An 18687-nucleotide genomic window follows, 5' to 3' on the forward strand; every position below is an offset into this window, starting at 1 on the left:
AAAATTCTAATATTTATTCAGTGAAGAATTTATATCACAATGAATGGTGATTTTTATGAATTAATTTTACATGTTTAAACTTTATTCTATGATTGGGGGATTATTATATGGGGAAGACATTTGCTGATAAAGTTGATGGCGTATTGCAATTGGAATCGGTATTAAAAGAAATTGATGATATTTTTGCCAAAGTACAAAAGCAATATAAAATGTCAAAAGAAGAAATATTGATTCTTCTTACACTTTGGAAAGAAGGTTCAATGACTTTAAAGGAAATGGATGATTTTGTTCATATTAAGTCTTATAAACGTACAAGAACGTATAATGATTTAGTTGAAAAAACTTGGATCATTAAAGAAAGACCGCAGAATGATGAACGTACAGTTATCATACATTTCAATGAAGATTTAAAAGATCAACGGGAAAGACTTTTAAACTTCTTTAAAGAAGAAATTGATGGCAAATCAACTAGTATTCAAAACAGTCTTAAATCTATCATTAATCTATAGGGAATAGTAAAGCCACAGTGCCTAAGCACTGTGGCTTTATTTTTATAAAAAATAAGTACTGCATATATTATATTGTATCTAGATGTGTCTTGTTACTATCTTTTTTCGATTGCACAAATAAATGGTGGGTCATTTTGCTGATTGATAAATTGATATTGTAAAATGTGAGCTTTATTTTGATCAAAGTTTTTCAAATAATTTATTACAGCATCGCGTTCGATTTTTCCTTCTTCATGGCCTGGATAAATTACCAAGATAATGATACCTTCTGCTGATAAAATATCAAATATTGCTTCGATAGCTGCAATAGTGCTATTCGGCAGTGTAACAACCGATTTATCTCCTTTAGGAAGGTAACCTAAATTAAATATTGCAGCATCTACCGTTCCATGTGATTCAGTAGGAATATATTTCTTCACTTCGGAATGACTGGCATGATGAAGGGTTACATTATCAAAATCTTTCGTTTTTTGCTGTGTATTTAGAATTGCAGCTTCCTGTATATCAAAAGCATGCACATGACCGCTTGTAACGTGTTGTGCTAGAAATAACGTATCATTTCCATTTCCGCAGGTAGCATCGATTACGGTGCTCTCTTCATGTGTGTGTTGTTTGATAAGTGACTTGGCAAAAGGGAGAATACGTTCTAATTTCATGATTTTACAGTGCTTTCGAAAAATTTACCTTGATAAGATGCTCTACGTGCTAGTTCGTTATCAATTTCATTCAATACTTCCCATTTATTGACACTCCACATTGGGCCAACCATTAAGTCAATCGGACCATCGCCAGTAATGCGGTGAACAATCATTTCTTTTGGAATGATTTCTAATTGGTCACAAACTAAGTTTGTATATTCCTCTTGCGACATAAATTCAAGCATACCTTTGTCATACTGTTTGACCATTGGTGTGCCTTTAAGTAAATGAAGTAAGTGAATCTTGATACCTTGTACATCCATTTGTGCTACTTCTTTAGCTGTTTCCATCATCATATTATAATCTTCACCAGGTAAACCATTAATGATATGTGTACAGATATTAATATTATGCTTACGTAATTTAGCTATACCTTCATAATAAGTTTCCATATCATGTGCACGATTAATTAGATCTGAAGTTTCTTGATGAATTGTTTGTAAACCTAATTCTACCCATAAATATGTACGTTCATTAAGTTCTGCTAAATACTCAACTACGTCATCTGGTAAGCAATCAGGACGTGTACCTATAGATAGACCAACAACGCCTGGTTCTTTTAGTGCAGTTTCATATTTTTCGCGTAATACTTCAACAGGTGCGTGAGTATTAGTGAATGCTTGGAAATATGCGATATATTGTCCGTCATGCCACTTTTCATGCATTCTATCTTTAATTTGTCTAAATTGTACTTCGATAGGATCCACACGATTTCCTGCAAAATCACCACTGCCTGCTGCTGAACAGAATGTACAACCGCCATGTGCGACAGTACCATCTCTATTTGGACAATCGAAGCCACCATCAATTGCAACTTTGAATATCTTTTGTCCAAATTTATTTTTCAAGTGATAATTCCATGTGTGATATCTCTTATTCTCGAATGCGTAAGGGAAAAATTGTCCCATATAACATTTTCCTTTCTAAATTCATTCTAGTTAAAGATTTTAACATATTTTAGTGATATAGTGTTTAGAGTAAAATGAGAAATTTAATTTTAGAAGGGAGCTTACTGTTATGAATATGCCTAAATCAGTATGGTGGTTAGTTATTGGTATGGCATTAAATATCACAGGCTCAAGTTTTTTATGGCCGTTAAATACAATTTATATGAATGAACAATTAGATAAAAGTTTGACGATGGCTGGATTAGTGTTAATGATTAACTCTTTTGGTATGGTCATAGGTAATTTATTAGGTGGTAATTTATTTGATAAATTAGGTGGTTATAGGACGATTATGATAGGCACTGTCATCTGTTTGATGAGTACAACGTTACTAAATTTTTATCATGGTTGGCCATGGTATGCAGTGTGGTTAGTAGCTTTGGGATTTGGTGGCGGCATGATAATACCAGCAATTTATGCATTAGCAGGTGCGGTATGGCCTAAAGGTGGTCGACAAACGTTTAATGCGATTTATTTGGCGCAAAACCTTGGTGTCGCCATTGGTGCTGCTTCAGGTGGTTTTGTCGCAGAGTTAAGTTTTAATTATATATTTATTGCTAATTTATTGATGTATGTAGCTTTTGCAATTGTTGCAGTTACTCAATTTAACATTAAATTAGATGTGAAAGTAAAATCGAATGATGCGATGAGTTTGTTATCGAAAGCATATCGACCACAATTTATAGCGTTATCGTTGCTGTGTGTCATGTTTAGCATATGTTGGGTAGCATATATTCAATGGGAAAGTACTATTGCATCATTTACACAAGAAATAAATGTTTCTATGAGTCAATACAGTCTACTGTGGACAGTAAATGGTATTATGATTTTGGTGGCTCAACCATTGATTTCACCTGTTGTTAGGTTGTTAAAAGGTAATTTGAAATATCAAATGCTTGTAGGGATAATAATATTTATACTGTCATTCTTTGTTACAAGCTTTGCGGAACAATTTTCTGTATTCATGGTAGGTATGATTATACTTACGTTGGGTGAAATGTTTGTATGGCCAGCGGTGCCGACTATTGCTAACCAACTTGCGCCAAGTGGTAAAGAGGGATCATTCCAAGGTTATGTTAATTCTGCTGCTACGGTAGGTAAAGCATTTGGACCATTAATCGGCGGTGTAGTGGTTGATACGTTTAATATGCAGGCTATGTTTTTAAGTATGATTTTCTTACTTGTGATAGCACTAATATTTTTAATGATATATGATAAAAAATTATCAAAAGAAATATAAATGTAAGTATAATATAAAATTTACTAATTGTTATTATGATATTTTAAATAAAATTAATTGTAATTAGGGTCCGAGCCAGAAATAAATGGCTCGGACTTTGTGCGTTTATTTAATATTACAAAGTGGAACACCTGAGCTAAGGTTCATGTGTATGGGCCACTAATTAAACAAGTATAAGAAGCGGATCTTTAAATAAGTGCTTCTTTAAACTAGCTATTTATATAAAGAAGTAGTTCTTTAGTTTTACTCTTGAAATAAAAGTATTTTTCAAATATGATTAGTAATGTATATGGAGTAGTAGCTTCAAGGTTTATCTACAGAGAGCTAGGGTTGGTGGAACCTAGCGTTAAACTACAAGTGAACTTACCAGGACTTATAGATAAATGATGACATCTCTTACTATTTTATTAAAATGAGTGCACAGTTCATGTGAAGTTGGGTGGTACCGCGGTGAAAATCGTCCCTATGTAATTCAATAATAGTTTGAGGTGTCTTTTTATTAATTAGGAGGAGAAGTAGTGAATTACAATCATAATGAAATCGAGAAAAAATGGCAGGATTACTGGGAAGAATATAAAACATTTAAAACAAGCGATAATTTAGGCCAAAAGAAATTTTACGCTTTAGATATGTTCCCTTATCCTTCTGGGGCAGGATTACATGTAGGACACCCTGAAGGTTATACAGCAACAGACATTATCTCTCGTTATAAACGTATGCAAGGTTATAACGTCTTACACCCGATGGGGTGGGATGCATTTGGTTTACCTGCAGAACAATATGCCCTAGATACCGGTAATGATCCTCGAGAATTTACTAAAGAAAATATTCAAACTTTTAAACGTCAAATCAAAGAATTAGGTTTTAGTTATGATTGGGATAGAGAAGTAAATACAACAGATCCAGAATATTACAAATGGACACAATGGATTTTTATTCAACTTTATAATAAAGGATTAGCATATGTAGATGAAGTGGCAGTAAATTGGTGCCCCGCTTTAGGTACAGTTCTTTCAAATGAAGAAATAGTAGATGGCGTGTCTGAACGAGGTGGCCATCCAGTTTATAGAAGACCTATGAAGCAATGGGTATTAAAAATCACTGAATATGCCGATAGATTATTAGAAGATTTAGATGACTTAGACTGGCCAGAATCACTTAAAGATATGCAACGTAATTGGATTGGTCGTTCTGAAGGTGCGTCGGTTACATTTGAAGTTGCTAACTTGAATGAAGAAATAGAAGTCTTTACAACACGTGCAGATACAATTTATGGTGCATCGTTCTTAGTTTTAAGCCCAGAACATGAGCTTGTAAATAAAATTACAACTGAAGATAAACGTGAAGCTATAGAGGCTTATCAAAAAGAAGCAGCTAAAAAATCTGACTTAGAACGTACTGGTTTATCCAAAGAAAAATCAGGTGTATTTACAGGTGCATACGCAATCAATCCATTGTCTGGAGAAGAAGTTCCTGTTTGGATAGCTGACTACGTGTTGTCTACTTATGGCACGGGTGCCGTAATGGCAGTTCCAAGTGGCGACCAACGAGATTATGAGTTTGCGAAAGCTTTTGATTTACCTATAATTGAAGTCATTGAAGGTGGGGACATGACTCAAGAAGCATTTACAGGCGATGGTCCTCATATCAACTCTGGGGAGTTAAATGGCTTATATAATGAAGCTGCAATTGAAAAAGCAGTTGAATTATTAGAAAATAAAAATGCTGGTAGTAGAAAGGTAAATTACAAACTTAGAGACTGGTTATTTAGTCGTCAAAGGTACTGGGGTGAGCCGATACCAGTTATCCATTGGGAAGATGGTTCAATGACAACTGTTCCAGAAGATGAATTACCATTGTTACTACCTGAAACAGATGAAATTAAGCCTTCAGGAACTGGAGAATCACCACTTGCTAACATTGATGAATTTGTAAATGTTGTCGATGAAGCTACAGCTATGAAAGGTCGTCGTGAAACAAATACAATGCCACAATGGGCTGGTAGTTGTTGGTATTACTTAAGATATATCGATCCAAATAATGATAAAATGCTTGCCGATCCTGAAAAATTAAAACATTGGCTACCAGTAGATTTATATATTGGTGGAGTAGAGCACGCAGTGCTTCATTTATTATATGCTAGATTTTGGCATAAAGTATTATTTGATTTAGGCGTTGTACCGACGAAAGAGCCATTCCAAAAATTATATAACCAAGGTATGATTTTAGGTGAAGGAAATGAAAAAATGAGCAAGTCTAAAGGTAACGTAATTAATCCAGATGATATTGTTCAATCACATGGCGCAGATACATTACGTTTATATGAAATGTTCATGGGTCCACTTGATGCGGCGATTGCATGGAGTGAAAATGGCTTAGACGGTTCAAGACGTTTCTTAGATAGAATTTGGCGTTTACTAGTTACTGAAAATGATTTAATTTCTAGCAAAGTGGTAAATACTAATAGTAAAGCATTAGATAAGAGTTATCATCAAACTGTGAAAAAAGTTACAGAAGATTATAATTCTTTAAACTTTAACACTGCGATTAGTCAATTGATGGTATTTATCAACGATTGTTATAAAGCTGAAGAGATTTATAAACCTTATATTGAAGGCTTTATTAAAATGTTGGCACCAATTGCACCACATATTTCAGAAGAATTATGGGCTCGTTTAGGACATGAAGAAACAATCACTTATCAACCTTGGCCGTCTTATGATGAATCATTATTAGTTGATGATGAAATTGAGATTGTAATTCAGGTTAATGGAAAAGTGCGTGCTAAGGTTAATATGCCTAAAGATATCTCCAAAGAGGCGATGGAAGAAGTCGCTCTAAGCAATGAAAATGTTAAATCTGAAATTGCTGGTAAAGATATTAAGAAGGTTATCGCAGTTCCTAAAAAGCTTGTTAATATCGTAGCTAAATAATTAATTGGAGGAATTAATAATGGAATCTATTACAATTGATGAATTAAAAAGTGAAATTTTAGATGCTAATCCTGTTAATATCGTTGACGTTAGAACTGATGAAGAAACGGCGATGGGAATTATTCCCGGTGCAAAAACAATTCCAATGAATAAAATACCAGAAAACCTTAACCAATTTAATGAAAATGATACTTATTATATTATATGTAAAGTTGGTGGCAGAAGTGCGCAAGTCGTTCAATATCTTGAACAAAACGGCGTTAATGCAGTGAACGTTGAAGGCGGTATGGATGCTTGGGGAGACGAAGGTTTAGAACTGAAAAGTGTCTAATTTTTGCAAGAAAAAATGAATAATCGTACATATATCATTGTAAAGTAGTGATATGTGTATTCTGGTTTAATTTATAAGTGCTTCGAGGTAGCCACTTTATTCAAGTGTCTACTTTGAAGTGCTTTTTTATTGTGGTTTTTGAAGAGATTCTATTTTTGAAAGATTGAGATAGAATATTTTAGAAATTGTGGGTGAATTAAACTGCATATAACAAAAAAACAGCCCAAAACATAAATTATATGTAAAGTGAGCTGTTTAAGTATTTATAAAAATTGTAGATTATATAATTTGAGGATGATTAATACGGTATATGATTGCGAATGTAATATTGTTTTCAATATTTAAATCTAAAGCGTTTGAGTTGTAGAGACAAATTCACTTGCATTAGTGCCGGCAACATGCCCTGTAACTAAGGCACTAGTAATATTATAACCGCCAGTATAACCGTGAATGTCTAACACTTCACCACATAAAAATAAGCCAGGGATAATTTTTGACATCATTGTTTTAGGCTGTATTTCTTTTAGTGAAACCCCGCCGCCGGTTACAAATGCTTTCTCAATGGATAATGTGCCGTTGACATAAAAAGTAAACCCTTTTAATAACGCTACAATATTATTGATTTGTGCGTTGGAAATGTGATGTGCAGTTAAATCATCAGGGATGTCTGCCTGTTCGATAATAAATAATAAATAGCGCTCTTCAATTAAACCATGTAAACTGTTCTTGATGTACTTGTCTGGCGTGTCTTCAAGTAAACTGCGGATTTTTAGTTCTAATTCATTTTGAGTTAATTCTGGAAAAGCATCGATTTGCATTTGTATCTCTTGTCGTTTTTGGTTTTTTTGTTCTTTATAAACGAATTGGCTACATCTTAATGCAGCAGGACCACTGATACCAAAATGTGTGAACAACATGTCCATTTGATGTGTGATTCTTGTTTTTCCATTCTTTTTTAAAACAGAAAGTGCTACATCTTTTAAACTCAATCCTTTTAGCCGTTTATTCTTAATGAAAGGTTCAGCAGAAGTAATTGGTACTTCAGTAGGAAATAATTCAGTGATGGAATGACCTAATTGTTCTGCAAATTTATAACCATCCCCAGTAGAACCTGTTTGTGGCACACTTGTACCACCAGTTGCAATAACTAAACTTTGACTTTCAAAAGACTGTTGATCATTAAGCGACACTTGGAAAGTTTGATTATCAGTGTATGAAATTGAAGCAACAGTGGCTTCTTCTTTAACTTCTACTTTATTTTGTTGCAAAGTGTGAATAAGCGCATCCACAACATCTTGAGCTTTATTAGAAACTGGGAACATACGTCCGTGATCTTCTTCTTTTAAAGATACGCCTCTTGATTCAAAGAAATGAATGATGGATTCATTATCAAAAACTGAGAAAGGGCTATATAAAAATTTTCCATTACCTGGAATATTTTTTATAATTTCATCATAAGGAAGACGATTGGTTACATTGCAACGACCACCACCAGAAATTTTTAATTTGCGGCCTAGTCCTTTTTTCTTTTCAATCAATAAAACGCTATTGCTTGATTGACTTGCAGCAGCTGCTGCCATAAGTCCACTTGGACCACCGCCTATAATAATTGTTTGATACATTTCATTGCCTCCCTTTACTAAATAGTGTTATTTTATAGTTTATAGTAATATAGTTTTGAAAAAAAGTGGTTATAACGTTATTATTGAAGTTATGAGTGTAAAAATTTAATTTGAGATAGGAAGATCTGAATGAGTGAAAGTAAAGAATTAGTTAGGGGTACCTTTTTAATCACCCTTAGTATATTGATTACTAAAGTTCTGGGTGTAATATATATTATTCCATTCTACTCCATTATTGGCGGGGAAGAAAAATTGGCACCTTTTAACTATGCATATACGCCATATAATATTGCAATTGCAATTGCAACTGCTGGTGTGCCGTTAGCGGCGTCTAAATATGTATCTAAGTATAATGCTTTAGGTGCATATAAAGTAAGTGAAAAGTTATATAAATCTAGTTTTATCGTAATGACCATTACTGGATTTATAGGATTTTTCATTTTATATTTATTAGCTCCAAGTATAGCAAGCATCACATTGGCTCATGAATCAGGAGCTAAGGGTGGCTGGTCAGTTGATGACATTACCTGGATTATTAGAATTATCAGTATGGTCGTCATATTTATTCCGTTACTCGCTACATGGCGTGGTGTGTTCCAAGGTTATAAATCAATGGGACCGACAGCAGTATCAGAAGTTATAGAACAAATTGCACGTATCTTATTTATTCTAATTGGAAGTTATCTAGTACTTAATGTCTTTAATGGAAGTGTATTACAAGCTAATGGTGTTGCAACGTTTGCTGCAGCAATAGGTGCTGTAGCTGGTATCTTTACATTGTGGTACTACTGGCGAAAAAGAAAACCTAATATTGAAAAAATGGTTGCAACAGATGTTTCCGGTATAAGTGTTTCATATGGAAAAATGTATAAAGAAATTATTTCGTATAGTATTCCATTTGTTATTGTTAGTTTGAATTTTCCGTTGTTTAATTTAGTTGACCAATTTACACATAATGGTGCTTTAGATTTAGCAGGTGTACCGAGCCGATTACATGACTATTTCTTTACTATTTTAAATATGACTACAAATAAAATAGTGATGATTCCAACGTCACTATCAGCTGGTTTTGCAGTAAGTTTAATTCCATTTATTACAAAAACATACGAATCTGGCGAGTTAAGTGAAATGCATAGACAAATTAGAACTTCTTTAGGTGTATTAATGTATATCACAGTACCAGCAAGTTTAGGAATTATGGCTTTAGCATTACCATTATATACTGTGTTCTATAGTTATAATGTTGATGGAAGTCAGCTACTATTCTATTATGCACCAGTTGCTATTTTAATTGGATTGTTAAGTGTGACAGCATCTATGCTACAAGGTATAGACAAGCAAAAATTGACAGTATTTGTAATTTTATCAGCGGTTGTTTTAAAAGTTATACTTAACACACCACTAATTATGGCTTTCCATACAGCTGGCGCAATTTTAAGTACAGCGATTGCATTATTGTTTGCTGTTTTATGTAATTTTTATATACTTAAAAAATATGCGAAATTTGATTTCTCAGAAACATGGTTACACTTTGGTAAAATATTCCTATATGGTTTAATCATGATGATTGTTGTTGAATTATCATCATTCATATTACAAATGATGATTTCACCAGAATCTAAAATAGGTTCATTAGCTATTTTAATTATAAGTGTAGTAATTGGTATGATCATTTATGGAAGTATCACTATGAAGACAAAGTTAGCCGATCAATTTTTAGGAGAAATGCCAAATAAACTTAGACGTAAATTAGGGATTATTAAATGAGATTAGATAAGTTTTTAGCAAATATGGGTGTAGGTACACGTACCGAAGTTAAGCAATTATTAAAAAAGAAACAAGTAACTGTGAATGATAATATAGAAACCTCACCCAAAAGGCAATTAAACCCAGATGTTGATGTTGTAACAGTAAATGATACGCGCATCCAATATATTGATAAAGTATATTTAATGCTAAACAAACCTAAGGGCTATATTTCAGCAACTGAAGATGACAAACAACAGACTGTCATTGATTTGGTCGATGAATATAAATATTTGAATGTTTTTCCGGTGGGACGTTTGGATAAAGATACAGAAGGTTTATTACTAATTACTAACGATGGGCAATTCAACCACGACTTAATGAGTCCAACGAAGCATGTTCCTAAAACATATGAAGTGGTTTCTGAAAAAAATATTACAAAAAATGATATAAATGCATTTAAAGTGGGTATTGAATTAAATGAGGGATTGGCAAAACCAGCGGAATTAGTGAAAAGTGATGAAATGTATAAATCATTTGTTACGATTCATGAAGGACGTTATCATCAAGTTAAGCGTATGTTTCATGCGATAAATAATGAAGTTATAGAATTGAAACGTATTAGCATTGGAGATCTTCATCTTGATTTAACATTGGCACCAGGAGAATATCGTCATTTAAATCAACAAGATTTTAAAAGCTTAGGATTAAAATAAAGAAGAGGTGTAGTTATTATGTCAAAATTATTTAAAGCAATTGTAGGCATCGGTGGAGCAGCTGCAGCCGTTGTTCTCTCTAAAAAAGAAAATAGAGATAGATTGAAAGATGAATACAGTAAATATAAATCTAACCCAGAATCTTATAAACAAAATGCCAAAGACATCGCAAGTCAAATAAGTTCTAAAGCTGGTGAAACATATAATGAAGTAAAACAAGATCCGAAGGGTTATGCTTCAAAAGTTAAGCAAGATCCTAAAGGATTTATCAATGAACAAAAAGATCGCTTTAAAAATGCTAGTGAAAATGAAGAAGAGCATATTGAAGAAGCGAGATTTACTGATGAAGGTGCTGCTGATCCGTCAAACAACCTACGCGTTGTAACAGAAGAAGAATTGAAAAATAACAGTAATAAACGTGATGAAAAATAAATTAGTCATATTAGCTATTACTTAGCTTAATGCATTTATTACATGTTAATTAAACGTATAGTAAGCCATAGGGGCGAGAATAAGAAATCGAATTTTGATTTCTAACTCGCTCCTTTTTCTATATTAATACAGGTATTTTATATAGTAATATATAGCCTTTAAACTGTTTTAATACAAATCATAACAGTTAATTTTTGAATTATTAGACACATCTCACTGTAGTTTCTTCTCTTGTTCATGTAAAATATTAAATATATTAGTTATAAGAAGGAAGTTGATTGCAAATGTGGAGAGATAAAGTAAAAGCGTATGAAGGTCAAATTGTTGAGGACTTGAAAGGACTTTTATCTATCGAAAGTGTAAGAGAAGATGATAAGGCATCTTCAGAGAACCCTGTTGGACCAGGACCACGTAAAGCCCTAGATTACATGTACCAACTTGCAGAACGTGATGGCTTTGGCGTACATGATGTTGATCATATTGCTGGACGAATTGAAGCGGGTGAAGGTGAAGATCTTTTTGGTATCTTATGCCACGTAGATGTTGTTCCCGCTGGTGATGGATGGGATTCAGATCCATTCAATCCATTAGTTACTGAAGACAAAATTGTAGCTCGCGGTACTTTGGATGACAAAGGCCCAACAATTGCGGCTTATTATGCAGTCAAAATTTTAAATGAAATGAATGTAAATTGGAAGAAACGTATACATATCATCATTGGTACGGATGAAGAGTCAGATTGGAAATGTACAGACCGTTATTTCGAAACAGAAGAAATGCCAGTGTTAGGTTTCGCTCCGGATGCTGAATTCCCAGCTATCCATGGAGAAAAAGGTATAAGTACATTTGATGTAATTCAAAATGACAAAGCTGAAGATCAAGATGAACCTGAATACGAATTACGTTCATTTAAATCTGGTGAAAGATATAACATGGTTCCAGATGAAGCAGTAGCACATGTTGCGGTTAAAGAAAATATGACGGACGTCATTCAAAATTTTGAACAATACTTAAATGACAATCAAATTGATGGAGAAAGTGTTGTTGATAGTGGTGTATTAGTTCTTAAAGTATATGGTAAAGCAGTCCATGGCATGGATCCATCGATTGGTGTAAATGCAGGGCTATATTTACTTAATTTCTTATCTAGCTTGGATTTAGATAAGACAGCAGCTAATTTTGTTGAATTCAGTAATAAATATTTATTTGAGTCTCATTTTGGAGAAAAAATGGGTATGAAATTCCATACAGAAGTAATGGGAGATGTTACTACTAATATCGGTGTAATAACTTATGATAATCAAAAAGGTGGCTCATTTGGTATCAATTTAAGATATCCAGAAGGATTTGAATTTGAAGAAGCATTGACTAGATTTAAGAGCGAAATAAATCCATTAGGGTTTTCAATTGAACTAGGTAAGAACCAAACACCACATTATGTGGAAAAAGACGATCCATTTGTACAAAGTTTAGTAGAAGCCTATAGAAACCAGACTGGTGACCAAACTGAACCTTTTACAATAGGTGGCGGTACTTATGCGCGTAATCTAGATAAAGGTGTTGCATTTGGTGCTATGTTCAGCGATTCTGAAGACTTAATGCATCAAAAAAACGAGTATATTACTAAAAAACAATTATTTAATGCGACAAGCATTTACTTGGAGTCATTATATAAATTGTGTGTGGAGGAATAAATATGACAAAAGTACTAATAAATGAAAAACTTGTGGACGAGCAAGATGCAAATGTACCGTATAACGATAGAGGTTATGTCTTTGGCGATGGCATTTATGAATATATAAGAGTTTATGATAACAATGTTTTTACAGCTAAAGAACATTTTGAAAGATTACTACGTAGTGCTAAAGAAATCGGTCTAGAATTAAAATATAATGTAGATGAATTGACGGAATTAGTTCAAGAATTGTTATCTACAAATGGTATCGTTAATGGTGGTGTTTATATCCAGGTAACTCGTGGTGCTGCGCCACGTGATCATGCTTTCCCTACTCCATCAGTAGAGGCGAATATAATGGCATTTACGAAGTCTTATGATCGTCCATACAAATTGCTTGAAGAAGGTATTAATGCTATTACAACAGAAGATATTCGTTGGCTAAGATGTGATATTAAAAGTTTGAATTTATTAGGAAATGTATTAGCTAAAGAATACGCAACAAAATATAATGCTCAAGAAGCAATTCAACACCGTGGTGATATCGTTACAGAAGGTTCTTCTAGTAATGTGTATGCAATTAAAAACGGTGAGATATACACACATCCAGTAAATAATTATATATTAAATGGTATAACACGTATGGTTATCAAATCAGTTGCTGAAGAAAAGGATATACCTTTTAATGAAGAAGTATTCACATTGGATTTCTTAAAAAATGCAGACGAAATCATTGTGTCTAGTACATCAATAGAAGTCATGCCTGTTGTTAAATTGAATGGAGAAAACGTAGGTAATGGTGAAGTAGGTAGTATTACGAAATCATTGCAAGAAGGATTTAACAGATACATTGACACACATAGTTAATATTTTCCATAAATGGATATAAAATGTCACATAAATTACGGTGAAATTATGTTATAATGCTAACTGAGCCGTTTAAGAGATTTCAATATAAAATTGAAAGTAAAATGTATCTTTTTGTTTCTCATTTTTGGTTGAAATTCAGTCTCAAACATTATAAAATCTTTTATGAGTCTTGAAATTGACCGTAATAAATTTATGAAAAAAAAGATATAGAAAATATTAAAATAGTACTTTGTTTGAGTTTGATTTATGGTATGATGTAAAAGTTGCTATAATTTTGAAACTTAGTACTGTTATTAAATAACTTAACTTGAACCACATGGGACATTGTGTCAGTCATAAAACTTGAGGCGACATAAATTTGGGTTGAAGTTTAAAATATTGTAATAGAAAATGATTATATATGGCTCTCGAAATCTGTTTTCTTGAGCCATTTTCTAATTGAAAGTGAGGTGAACGTGTTGGAGCAGTTTTATCAATTGGGATGGACGCTTGATTCAGCAGGCGGTGCATCTGGTGAGGCATATATGGCTGAGCAGGATGGGCAAAAGTTATTCCTAAAAAGAAATTCAAATCCATTTATTGCGGCATTATCAGCCGAAGGTATTGTGCCAAAATTAGTGTGGACGAAACGCATAGAAACTGGTGAAGTGGTAACGGCGCAACATTGGAAAAATGGTAGAGAACTTACTTTCAACGAAATGCATGAACAACGGGTAGCTAATTTATTGAAAAAGATTCATAGTTCTAAAACATTACTTAATATGTTAAAACGTATGGAAATGGAGCCAATCACTCCTGATATTCTATTAAACAAGATTAACGCTTCTTTATCACGAGAAGTTTTAACGCATCATGTTGTTCGAAAAGCCTTAACTTATCTTGAAGACCATATGCCGAACTTGGATCCTCGTTTCTTTACAGTAGTCCATGGCGATGTTAATCATAACAACTGGCTATTGTCTGATCATGATGAATTATACCTTGTTGATTGGGAAGGTGCGATGATTGCTGATCCAGCGATTGATTTAGGTATGCTGCTTTACAATTACGTTCCAGAAAAGAAATGGCCTCAGTGGTTAAATGTTTATGGTACGAAAGATTCAATGGATTTACAAAAACGTATGAAATGGTACACAGTGGTACAATCTATTGGTATGGTACAGTGGTATGAAGAACAAAAACGTTATAAAGATATGAATATGTGGCTTAAATTTTTAAATGAAGTCATGAATAACAATGCATTTATATAAGGAGTTATCAAAATGAGAATGCGCTACAAGCCTTGGGCTGAAGACTACTTAAAAAAAGAACCGAATATAGTGGATATCGATGGTAGTCATGCAGGGCAAATCAGTGATTGGTTTGATAATGATCAACCGATTTACATTGAAATAGGTTCAGGAATGGGACAGTTTATAACTACGCTTGCTGCACAAAACCCTGATATCAATTTTATTTCGATGGAGCGGGAAAAAAGTGTAATGGTTAAAGTTCTAGATAAAGTATTAGATCAAGGTTTAACTAATATTAAACTTATATGTAATGATGCGATAGAACTTAATGAATATTTTAAAGATGAAGAAATTTCACGCATCTATTTAAATTTTTCAGATCCATGGCCAAAGAAAAGGCATACTAAACGTCGATTAACTTATCATACTTATTTAACTTTGTATAAACAAGTATTAAAAAAAGATGGAGAACTTCATTTTAAAACTGATAATCGAGGACTATTTGCATATAGTTTAGAGAGTATGTCGCAATTTGGTATGTATTTCACTAAAATTAATTTGAATTTACATCAAGAAGACGTTGAAACTAACATTGAGACGGAATACGAAAGAAAATTTTCTGATAAAGGTTCTAGAATTTATCGTATGGAAGCAAAATTCCATTAATTTAATAAAAATTATTTCAATTGATAAGGTAAAGCCTTATCAATTTTTTTTGCATTTGTGACATATTATTGCATTATAAATGAGAGAAAAGTACTGTATGTAATCGGTGGTGCATTATTTTACGTAATAGTTTGTTTGTATTAATATAAAAGATAATGAGTAACTAAGGTTTATTGGATACTGAGGAGGAATTAATTATATGAAATTAGGAGATTTTAGCGTACATTACTTAAACGGTGGCATTACAAATATTGATGGAGGAGCAATGTTTGGTGTAGTACCGCGGGCTTTGTGGACGAGAAAATATGAAGTGAATGATAAAAATCAAATTCCTTTACCTACGCACCCAATATTAATACAAACAGGCGATAAAAACGTCATTATAGATACTGGTATTGGTTTTGGTAAATTGACAGAAAAAGAACGTAGAAATTTTGGTGCAGAATATGAAAGTCATATTAAAGAAGATTTAGAAGTTTTAGATATGACAACAAAGGATATTGATTATGTATTAATGACGCATATGCATTTTGACCACGCAGCAGGTTTGACTGATGATAAAGGTCATGCGATTTTTGAAAATGCTATCCATATCATTCAACAAGATGAGTGGCACGAATTTCAAAGTCCAAACTTAAGGAGTAAATCAACTTATTGGACGAAAAATAACGGTGATTTCCAACAGAAACTATTATTATTTGATAAAGAAATGGAAGTTTTACCAGGAATTAACATCATGCACACTGGGGGGCATAGCTTTGGTCACTCTATTATTACAATAGAGAGCAATGGTGAGAAAGCTATTCATATGGGAGACATATTCCCGACAATTGCACATAGAAACCCTTTATGGGTAACAGCTTATGATGATTATCCTATGCAATCAATAAGAGAGAAAGAACGCTTGATTCCGAATTATATTTTAAATGATTACTGGTTCTTGTATTATCATGATGTGAATTATTTTGCAGTGAAGTTTGATAAACAGAGTATGACAGAAATTGAAACATTTATTTCCAGAGACTAAAAAAGGTTAAAGTTATGAATTTAAGACTCGGAGTTAAAACATGATTTAAGAAAGTATACGTGCATATTTCTTGAGCATAATCCGTTTTAAATCTTCGACTTCAATAATGTATATAGTTTTTGTGATATGAAGCAATTTCAGCTCACATCTATTAGATGTCTCGAATGGCTTCTAATATATACATTTTACAATCATAACTTTAACCTTCTATCATTCACATTCAATAATATTAATGATTTCTCCACTATTTGCATCGACAAAAAAATCATATGAAGTAAGTGACCCATTGTTTTGGGTAGTAATACCTCCTTGGAAAACAAGCTTAGCATCACTAGTATTTTTATAAGTAATTGGTTCATGCAATATGTATGAGCCTATAACATTCATAAAATAAGTTCTAACTTCAGAAATAATTTTTTCTGGATCTTGATATTGTTGATGCTTGCGGCGAGTATAAAAATAAATAGATCCGACAATAGTTGTCAGCATAATAAATAAGATGATGAACCTATTTTTTTTATTCAACATAACACAATCTACCCCCAATAAAGTCATATTTATAGTTTACCATAATGAAGATGATATAATAAATCTTAAGGAGTGAGACACGTTGGATATAAACAAGAATAAAACATTAACAAGAATGAAAATATTAACAGAATTACATGGTGCACCTGGCTTTGAAGATGATGTGAAATCGTATATGGAATCAGAAATGGAGCCTTTTGTCGATGAATTTATTTACAATAGAATGGGTGGCTTTTACGGAGTGAAACGCTCGAAAAAACCTAATGCTAAACGTATAATGGTTGCCGCTCACATGGATGAAATTGGTTTTATGGTGACGAATATAACTAGTAATGGTATGTTACAGTTTACCAACTTAGGTGGTGTTGCCAATGATATATGGCAAGGCCAAAGACTTAAAGTAAAGTCACGTCAAGGTGAAGAAATCAGTGGTGTTGTTGCAAATATACCTAAGCACTTTAGGTCAGGTAATGAAGGTGCTCCTAAAATTGAAGATTTGTTATTAGACATTGGTTCTGAGAATAGTGATGAAGTAGCACAACGTGGTATTGAGATTGGGGATAGTATTGTTCCTGATACTACTTTTACGCAATTATCTGAGTTCCGATACGCTAGTAAAGCTTGGGATAATCGTTATGGCTGTTTAATTGGTATCGAATTATTAGAATTACTAAAAGATGTTGAATTGGATTTTGATTTGTATGTAGGTGCTAATGTACAAGAAGAAGTAGGACTACGAGGTGCAAAAGCTTCTGCTGAACTCATTGATCCTGATTTAGCCTTTGTAGTTGATTGTTCTCCAGCTAACGACATGAAAGGCAAGCAAAACTTGTCAGGTGAATTAGGGGAGGGCACTTTAATTAGAATTAAAGATGGCACAATGATACTCAAACCAACATTTAGAGATTATCTACTTTCACTTGCTAAAGAGTTTGGCATAGCTCACCAATACTATATTTCACCAGGTGGAACAGATGGCGGCGAAATTCATAAAGCAAAAATCGGTATTCCTACTGCAGTCATTGGCGTTTGTGCACGCTACATCCATAGTACAAATGCAGTGTTTGATATTAGAGATTATGAAGCTGCAAGAAAATTATTATTAGAGAGTATAACACACTTAAACCAAGAAAAAGTTGAAATGTTACAATATAAATAATATAGGAGTGGTATGATGAAACATTTAGAAACTGAACAACAATTTGAACAACTAAAAAATGAAAAAACTGTATTTTTATTTACTGCAGACTGGTGCCCTGATTGTAAAGTCATTGAACCAGACCTCCCTAAAATAGAAGAAAAATTCACTGAATATAATTTTATATCAGTAGATAGAGACAAATTTATTGATTTATGTGTTGAGCATGGCATCATGGGTATACCAAGTTTTCTAGTGTTTAGTGCTGGACAACAAATTGGTAGTTATATTGGTAAGGAGCGTAAATCAATTGAACAAATTGATGCATTTTTATCTTCATTATAAGTCGAGCCATTTTGTAAAGTAATCAAGATCAA

General features: G+C 33.1%; 18 protein-coding genes. 14 read left to right on the plus strand and 4 right to left on the minus strand.

Going from position 1 to position 18687, the window contains the following annotated elements:
* The first annotated feature begins 107 nt into the window (after positions 1 to 107).
* A complete protein-coding gene (locus ACM591_RS06615) occupies positions 108 to 509 on the plus strand; it encodes a transcriptional regulator, SarA/Rot family (RefSeq protein ID WP_326026772.1) in 402 nt (133 codons plus the stop codon).
* Between the two features lie 95 nt (positions 510 to 604).
* On the opposite strand, the gene ACM591_RS06620 is transcribed toward ACM591_RS06615, so the two are convergent.
* Positions 605 to 1165, minus strand: coding sequence for a class I SAM-dependent methyltransferase (locus ACM591_RS06620; protein ID WP_029377005.1), 561 nt, complete (start codon positions 1163 to 1165; stop codon positions 605 to 607).
* Positions 1162 to 2115 (minus strand): TIGR01212 family radical SAM protein, encoded by a 954-nt coding sequence (locus ACM591_RS06625; protein WP_017722183.1) that lies wholly within the window; start codon positions 2113 to 2115, stop codon positions 1162 to 1164. Before ACM591_RS06625 ends, ACM591_RS06620 begins: the two co-directional genes overlap by 4 nt.
* A gap of 109 nt (positions 2116 to 2224) precedes the next feature.
* On the opposite strand from ACM591_RS06625, the gene ACM591_RS06630 reads away from it, so the two are divergent.
* From ACM591_RS06630 to ACM591_RS06640, 3 genes are all read left to right on the plus strand, one after another.
* Positions 2225 to 3394: an MDR family MFS transporter gene (locus tag ACM591_RS06630; RefSeq protein WP_038678744.1), complete on the plus strand. Its 1170-nt coding sequence runs from the start codon at positions 2225 to 2227 to the stop codon at positions 3392 to 3394.
* A 518-nt stretch (positions 3395 to 3912) separates the two neighbouring features.
* Positions 3913 to 6327 carry a leucine--tRNA ligase gene (leuS, locus tag ACM591_RS06635; protein WP_326026771.1) on the plus strand — a complete coding sequence of 805 codons (2415 nt, stop codon included), beginning with the start codon at positions 3913 to 3915 and terminating at the stop codon, positions 6325 to 6327.
* A gap of 19 nt (positions 6328 to 6346) precedes the next feature.
* Positions 6347 to 6658, plus strand: coding sequence for a rhodanese-like domain-containing protein (locus tag ACM591_RS06640; protein ID WP_029377008.1), 312 nt, complete (start codon positions 6347 to 6349; stop codon positions 6656 to 6658).
* 347 nt (positions 6659 to 7005) lie between these two features.
* Here the strand turns inward: ACM591_RS06640 and ACM591_RS06645 are convergent, their stop codons facing one another.
* A complete protein-coding gene (locus ACM591_RS06645; protein ID WP_029377009.1) occupies positions 7006 to 8280 on the minus strand; it encodes an NAD(P)/FAD-dependent oxidoreductase in 1275 nt (424 codons plus the stop codon).
* 129 nt (positions 8281 to 8409) lie between these two features.
* On the opposite strand from ACM591_RS06645, the gene ACM591_RS06650 reads away from it, so the two are divergent.
* The 8 genes from ACM591_RS06650 to ACM591_RS06685 all read left to right on the plus strand — a co-directional run bounded on the left by ACM591_RS06650 (position 8410) and on the right by ACM591_RS06685 (position 16644).
* Entirely contained in the window at positions 8410 to 10047 is a 1638-nt protein-coding gene (locus ACM591_RS06650; RefSeq protein WP_029377010.1) for a putative polysaccharide biosynthesis protein, read from the plus strand.
* Positions 10044 to 10742, plus strand: a complete 699-nt coding sequence (locus tag ACM591_RS06655; protein ID WP_217971358.1) for a pseudouridine synthase — start codon at positions 10044 to 10046, stop codon at positions 10740 to 10742. The genes ACM591_RS06650 and ACM591_RS06655 overlap by 4 nt, the downstream gene beginning before the upstream one ends.
* 18 nt (positions 10743 to 10760) lie before the next feature.
* The gene (locus ACM591_RS06660; protein WP_326026770.1) at positions 10761 to 11174 is read left to right on the plus strand and encodes a YtxH domain-containing protein; all 414 of its coding nucleotides are present in this window, start codon (positions 10761 to 10763) and stop codon (positions 11172 to 11174) included.
* 284 nt (positions 11175 to 11458) lie between these two features.
* A complete protein-coding gene (gene pepV, locus ACM591_RS06665) occupies positions 11459 to 12868 on the plus strand; it encodes a dipeptidase PepV (RefSeq protein ID WP_029377013.1) in 1410 nt (469 codons plus the stop codon).
* Positions 12869 to 12870: 2 nt separating this feature from the next.
* Positions 12871 to 13716 (plus strand): D-amino-acid transaminase, encoded by an 846-nt coding sequence (dat, locus tag ACM591_RS06670; protein ID WP_029377014.1) that lies wholly within the window; start codon positions 12871 to 12873, stop codon positions 13714 to 13716.
* A 461-nt stretch (positions 13717 to 14177) separates the two neighbouring features.
* On the plus strand, positions 14178 to 14969 hold the full coding sequence (locus ACM591_RS06675) for a phosphotransferase family protein (protein ID WP_029377015.1): 792 nt from the start codon (positions 14178 to 14180) through the stop codon (positions 14967 to 14969).
* 12 nt (positions 14970 to 14981) lie between these two features.
* Entirely contained in the window at positions 14982 to 15617 is a 636-nt protein-coding gene (gene trmB, locus ACM591_RS06680) for a tRNA (guanosine(46)-N7)-methyltransferase TrmB (protein ID WP_029377016.1), read from the plus strand.
* Between the two features lie 199 nt (positions 15618 to 15816).
* Complete coding sequence (locus tag ACM591_RS06685) at positions 15817 to 16644, plus strand: YtnP family quorum-quenching lactonase (RefSeq protein ID WP_029377017.1); 828 nt, start codon at positions 15817 to 15819, stop codon at positions 16642 to 16644.
* A gap of 210 nt (positions 16645 to 16854) precedes the next feature.
* Here the strand turns inward: ACM591_RS06685 and ACM591_RS06690 are convergent, their stop codons facing one another.
* Positions 16855 to 17172 (minus strand): PepSY domain-containing protein, encoded by a 318-nt coding sequence (locus ACM591_RS06690; protein ID WP_029377018.1) that lies wholly within the window; start codon positions 17170 to 17172, stop codon positions 16855 to 16857.
* 82 nt (positions 17173 to 17254) lie between these two features.
* Here ACM591_RS06690 and ACM591_RS06695 point away from each other — a divergent pair, with 82 nt between their 5' ends.
* The gene (locus tag ACM591_RS06695) at positions 17255 to 18331 is read left to right on the plus strand and encodes a M42 family metallopeptidase (protein ID WP_029377019.1); all 1077 of its coding nucleotides are present in this window, start codon (positions 17255 to 17257) and stop codon (positions 18329 to 18331) included.
* Between the two features lie 15 nt (positions 18332 to 18346).
* On the plus strand, positions 18347 to 18655 hold the full coding sequence (locus tag ACM591_RS06700; protein ID WP_029377020.1) for a thioredoxin family protein: 309 nt from the start codon (positions 18347 to 18349) through the stop codon (positions 18653 to 18655).
* Positions 18656 to 18687: the final 32 nt, after the last annotated feature.

Origin of the sequence: Staphylococcus sp. Ze2, assembly GCF_048568365.1 — a bacterium.
Lineage (GTDB): Bacteria > Bacillota > Bacilli > Staphylococcales > Staphylococcaceae > Staphylococcus > Staphylococcus xylosus.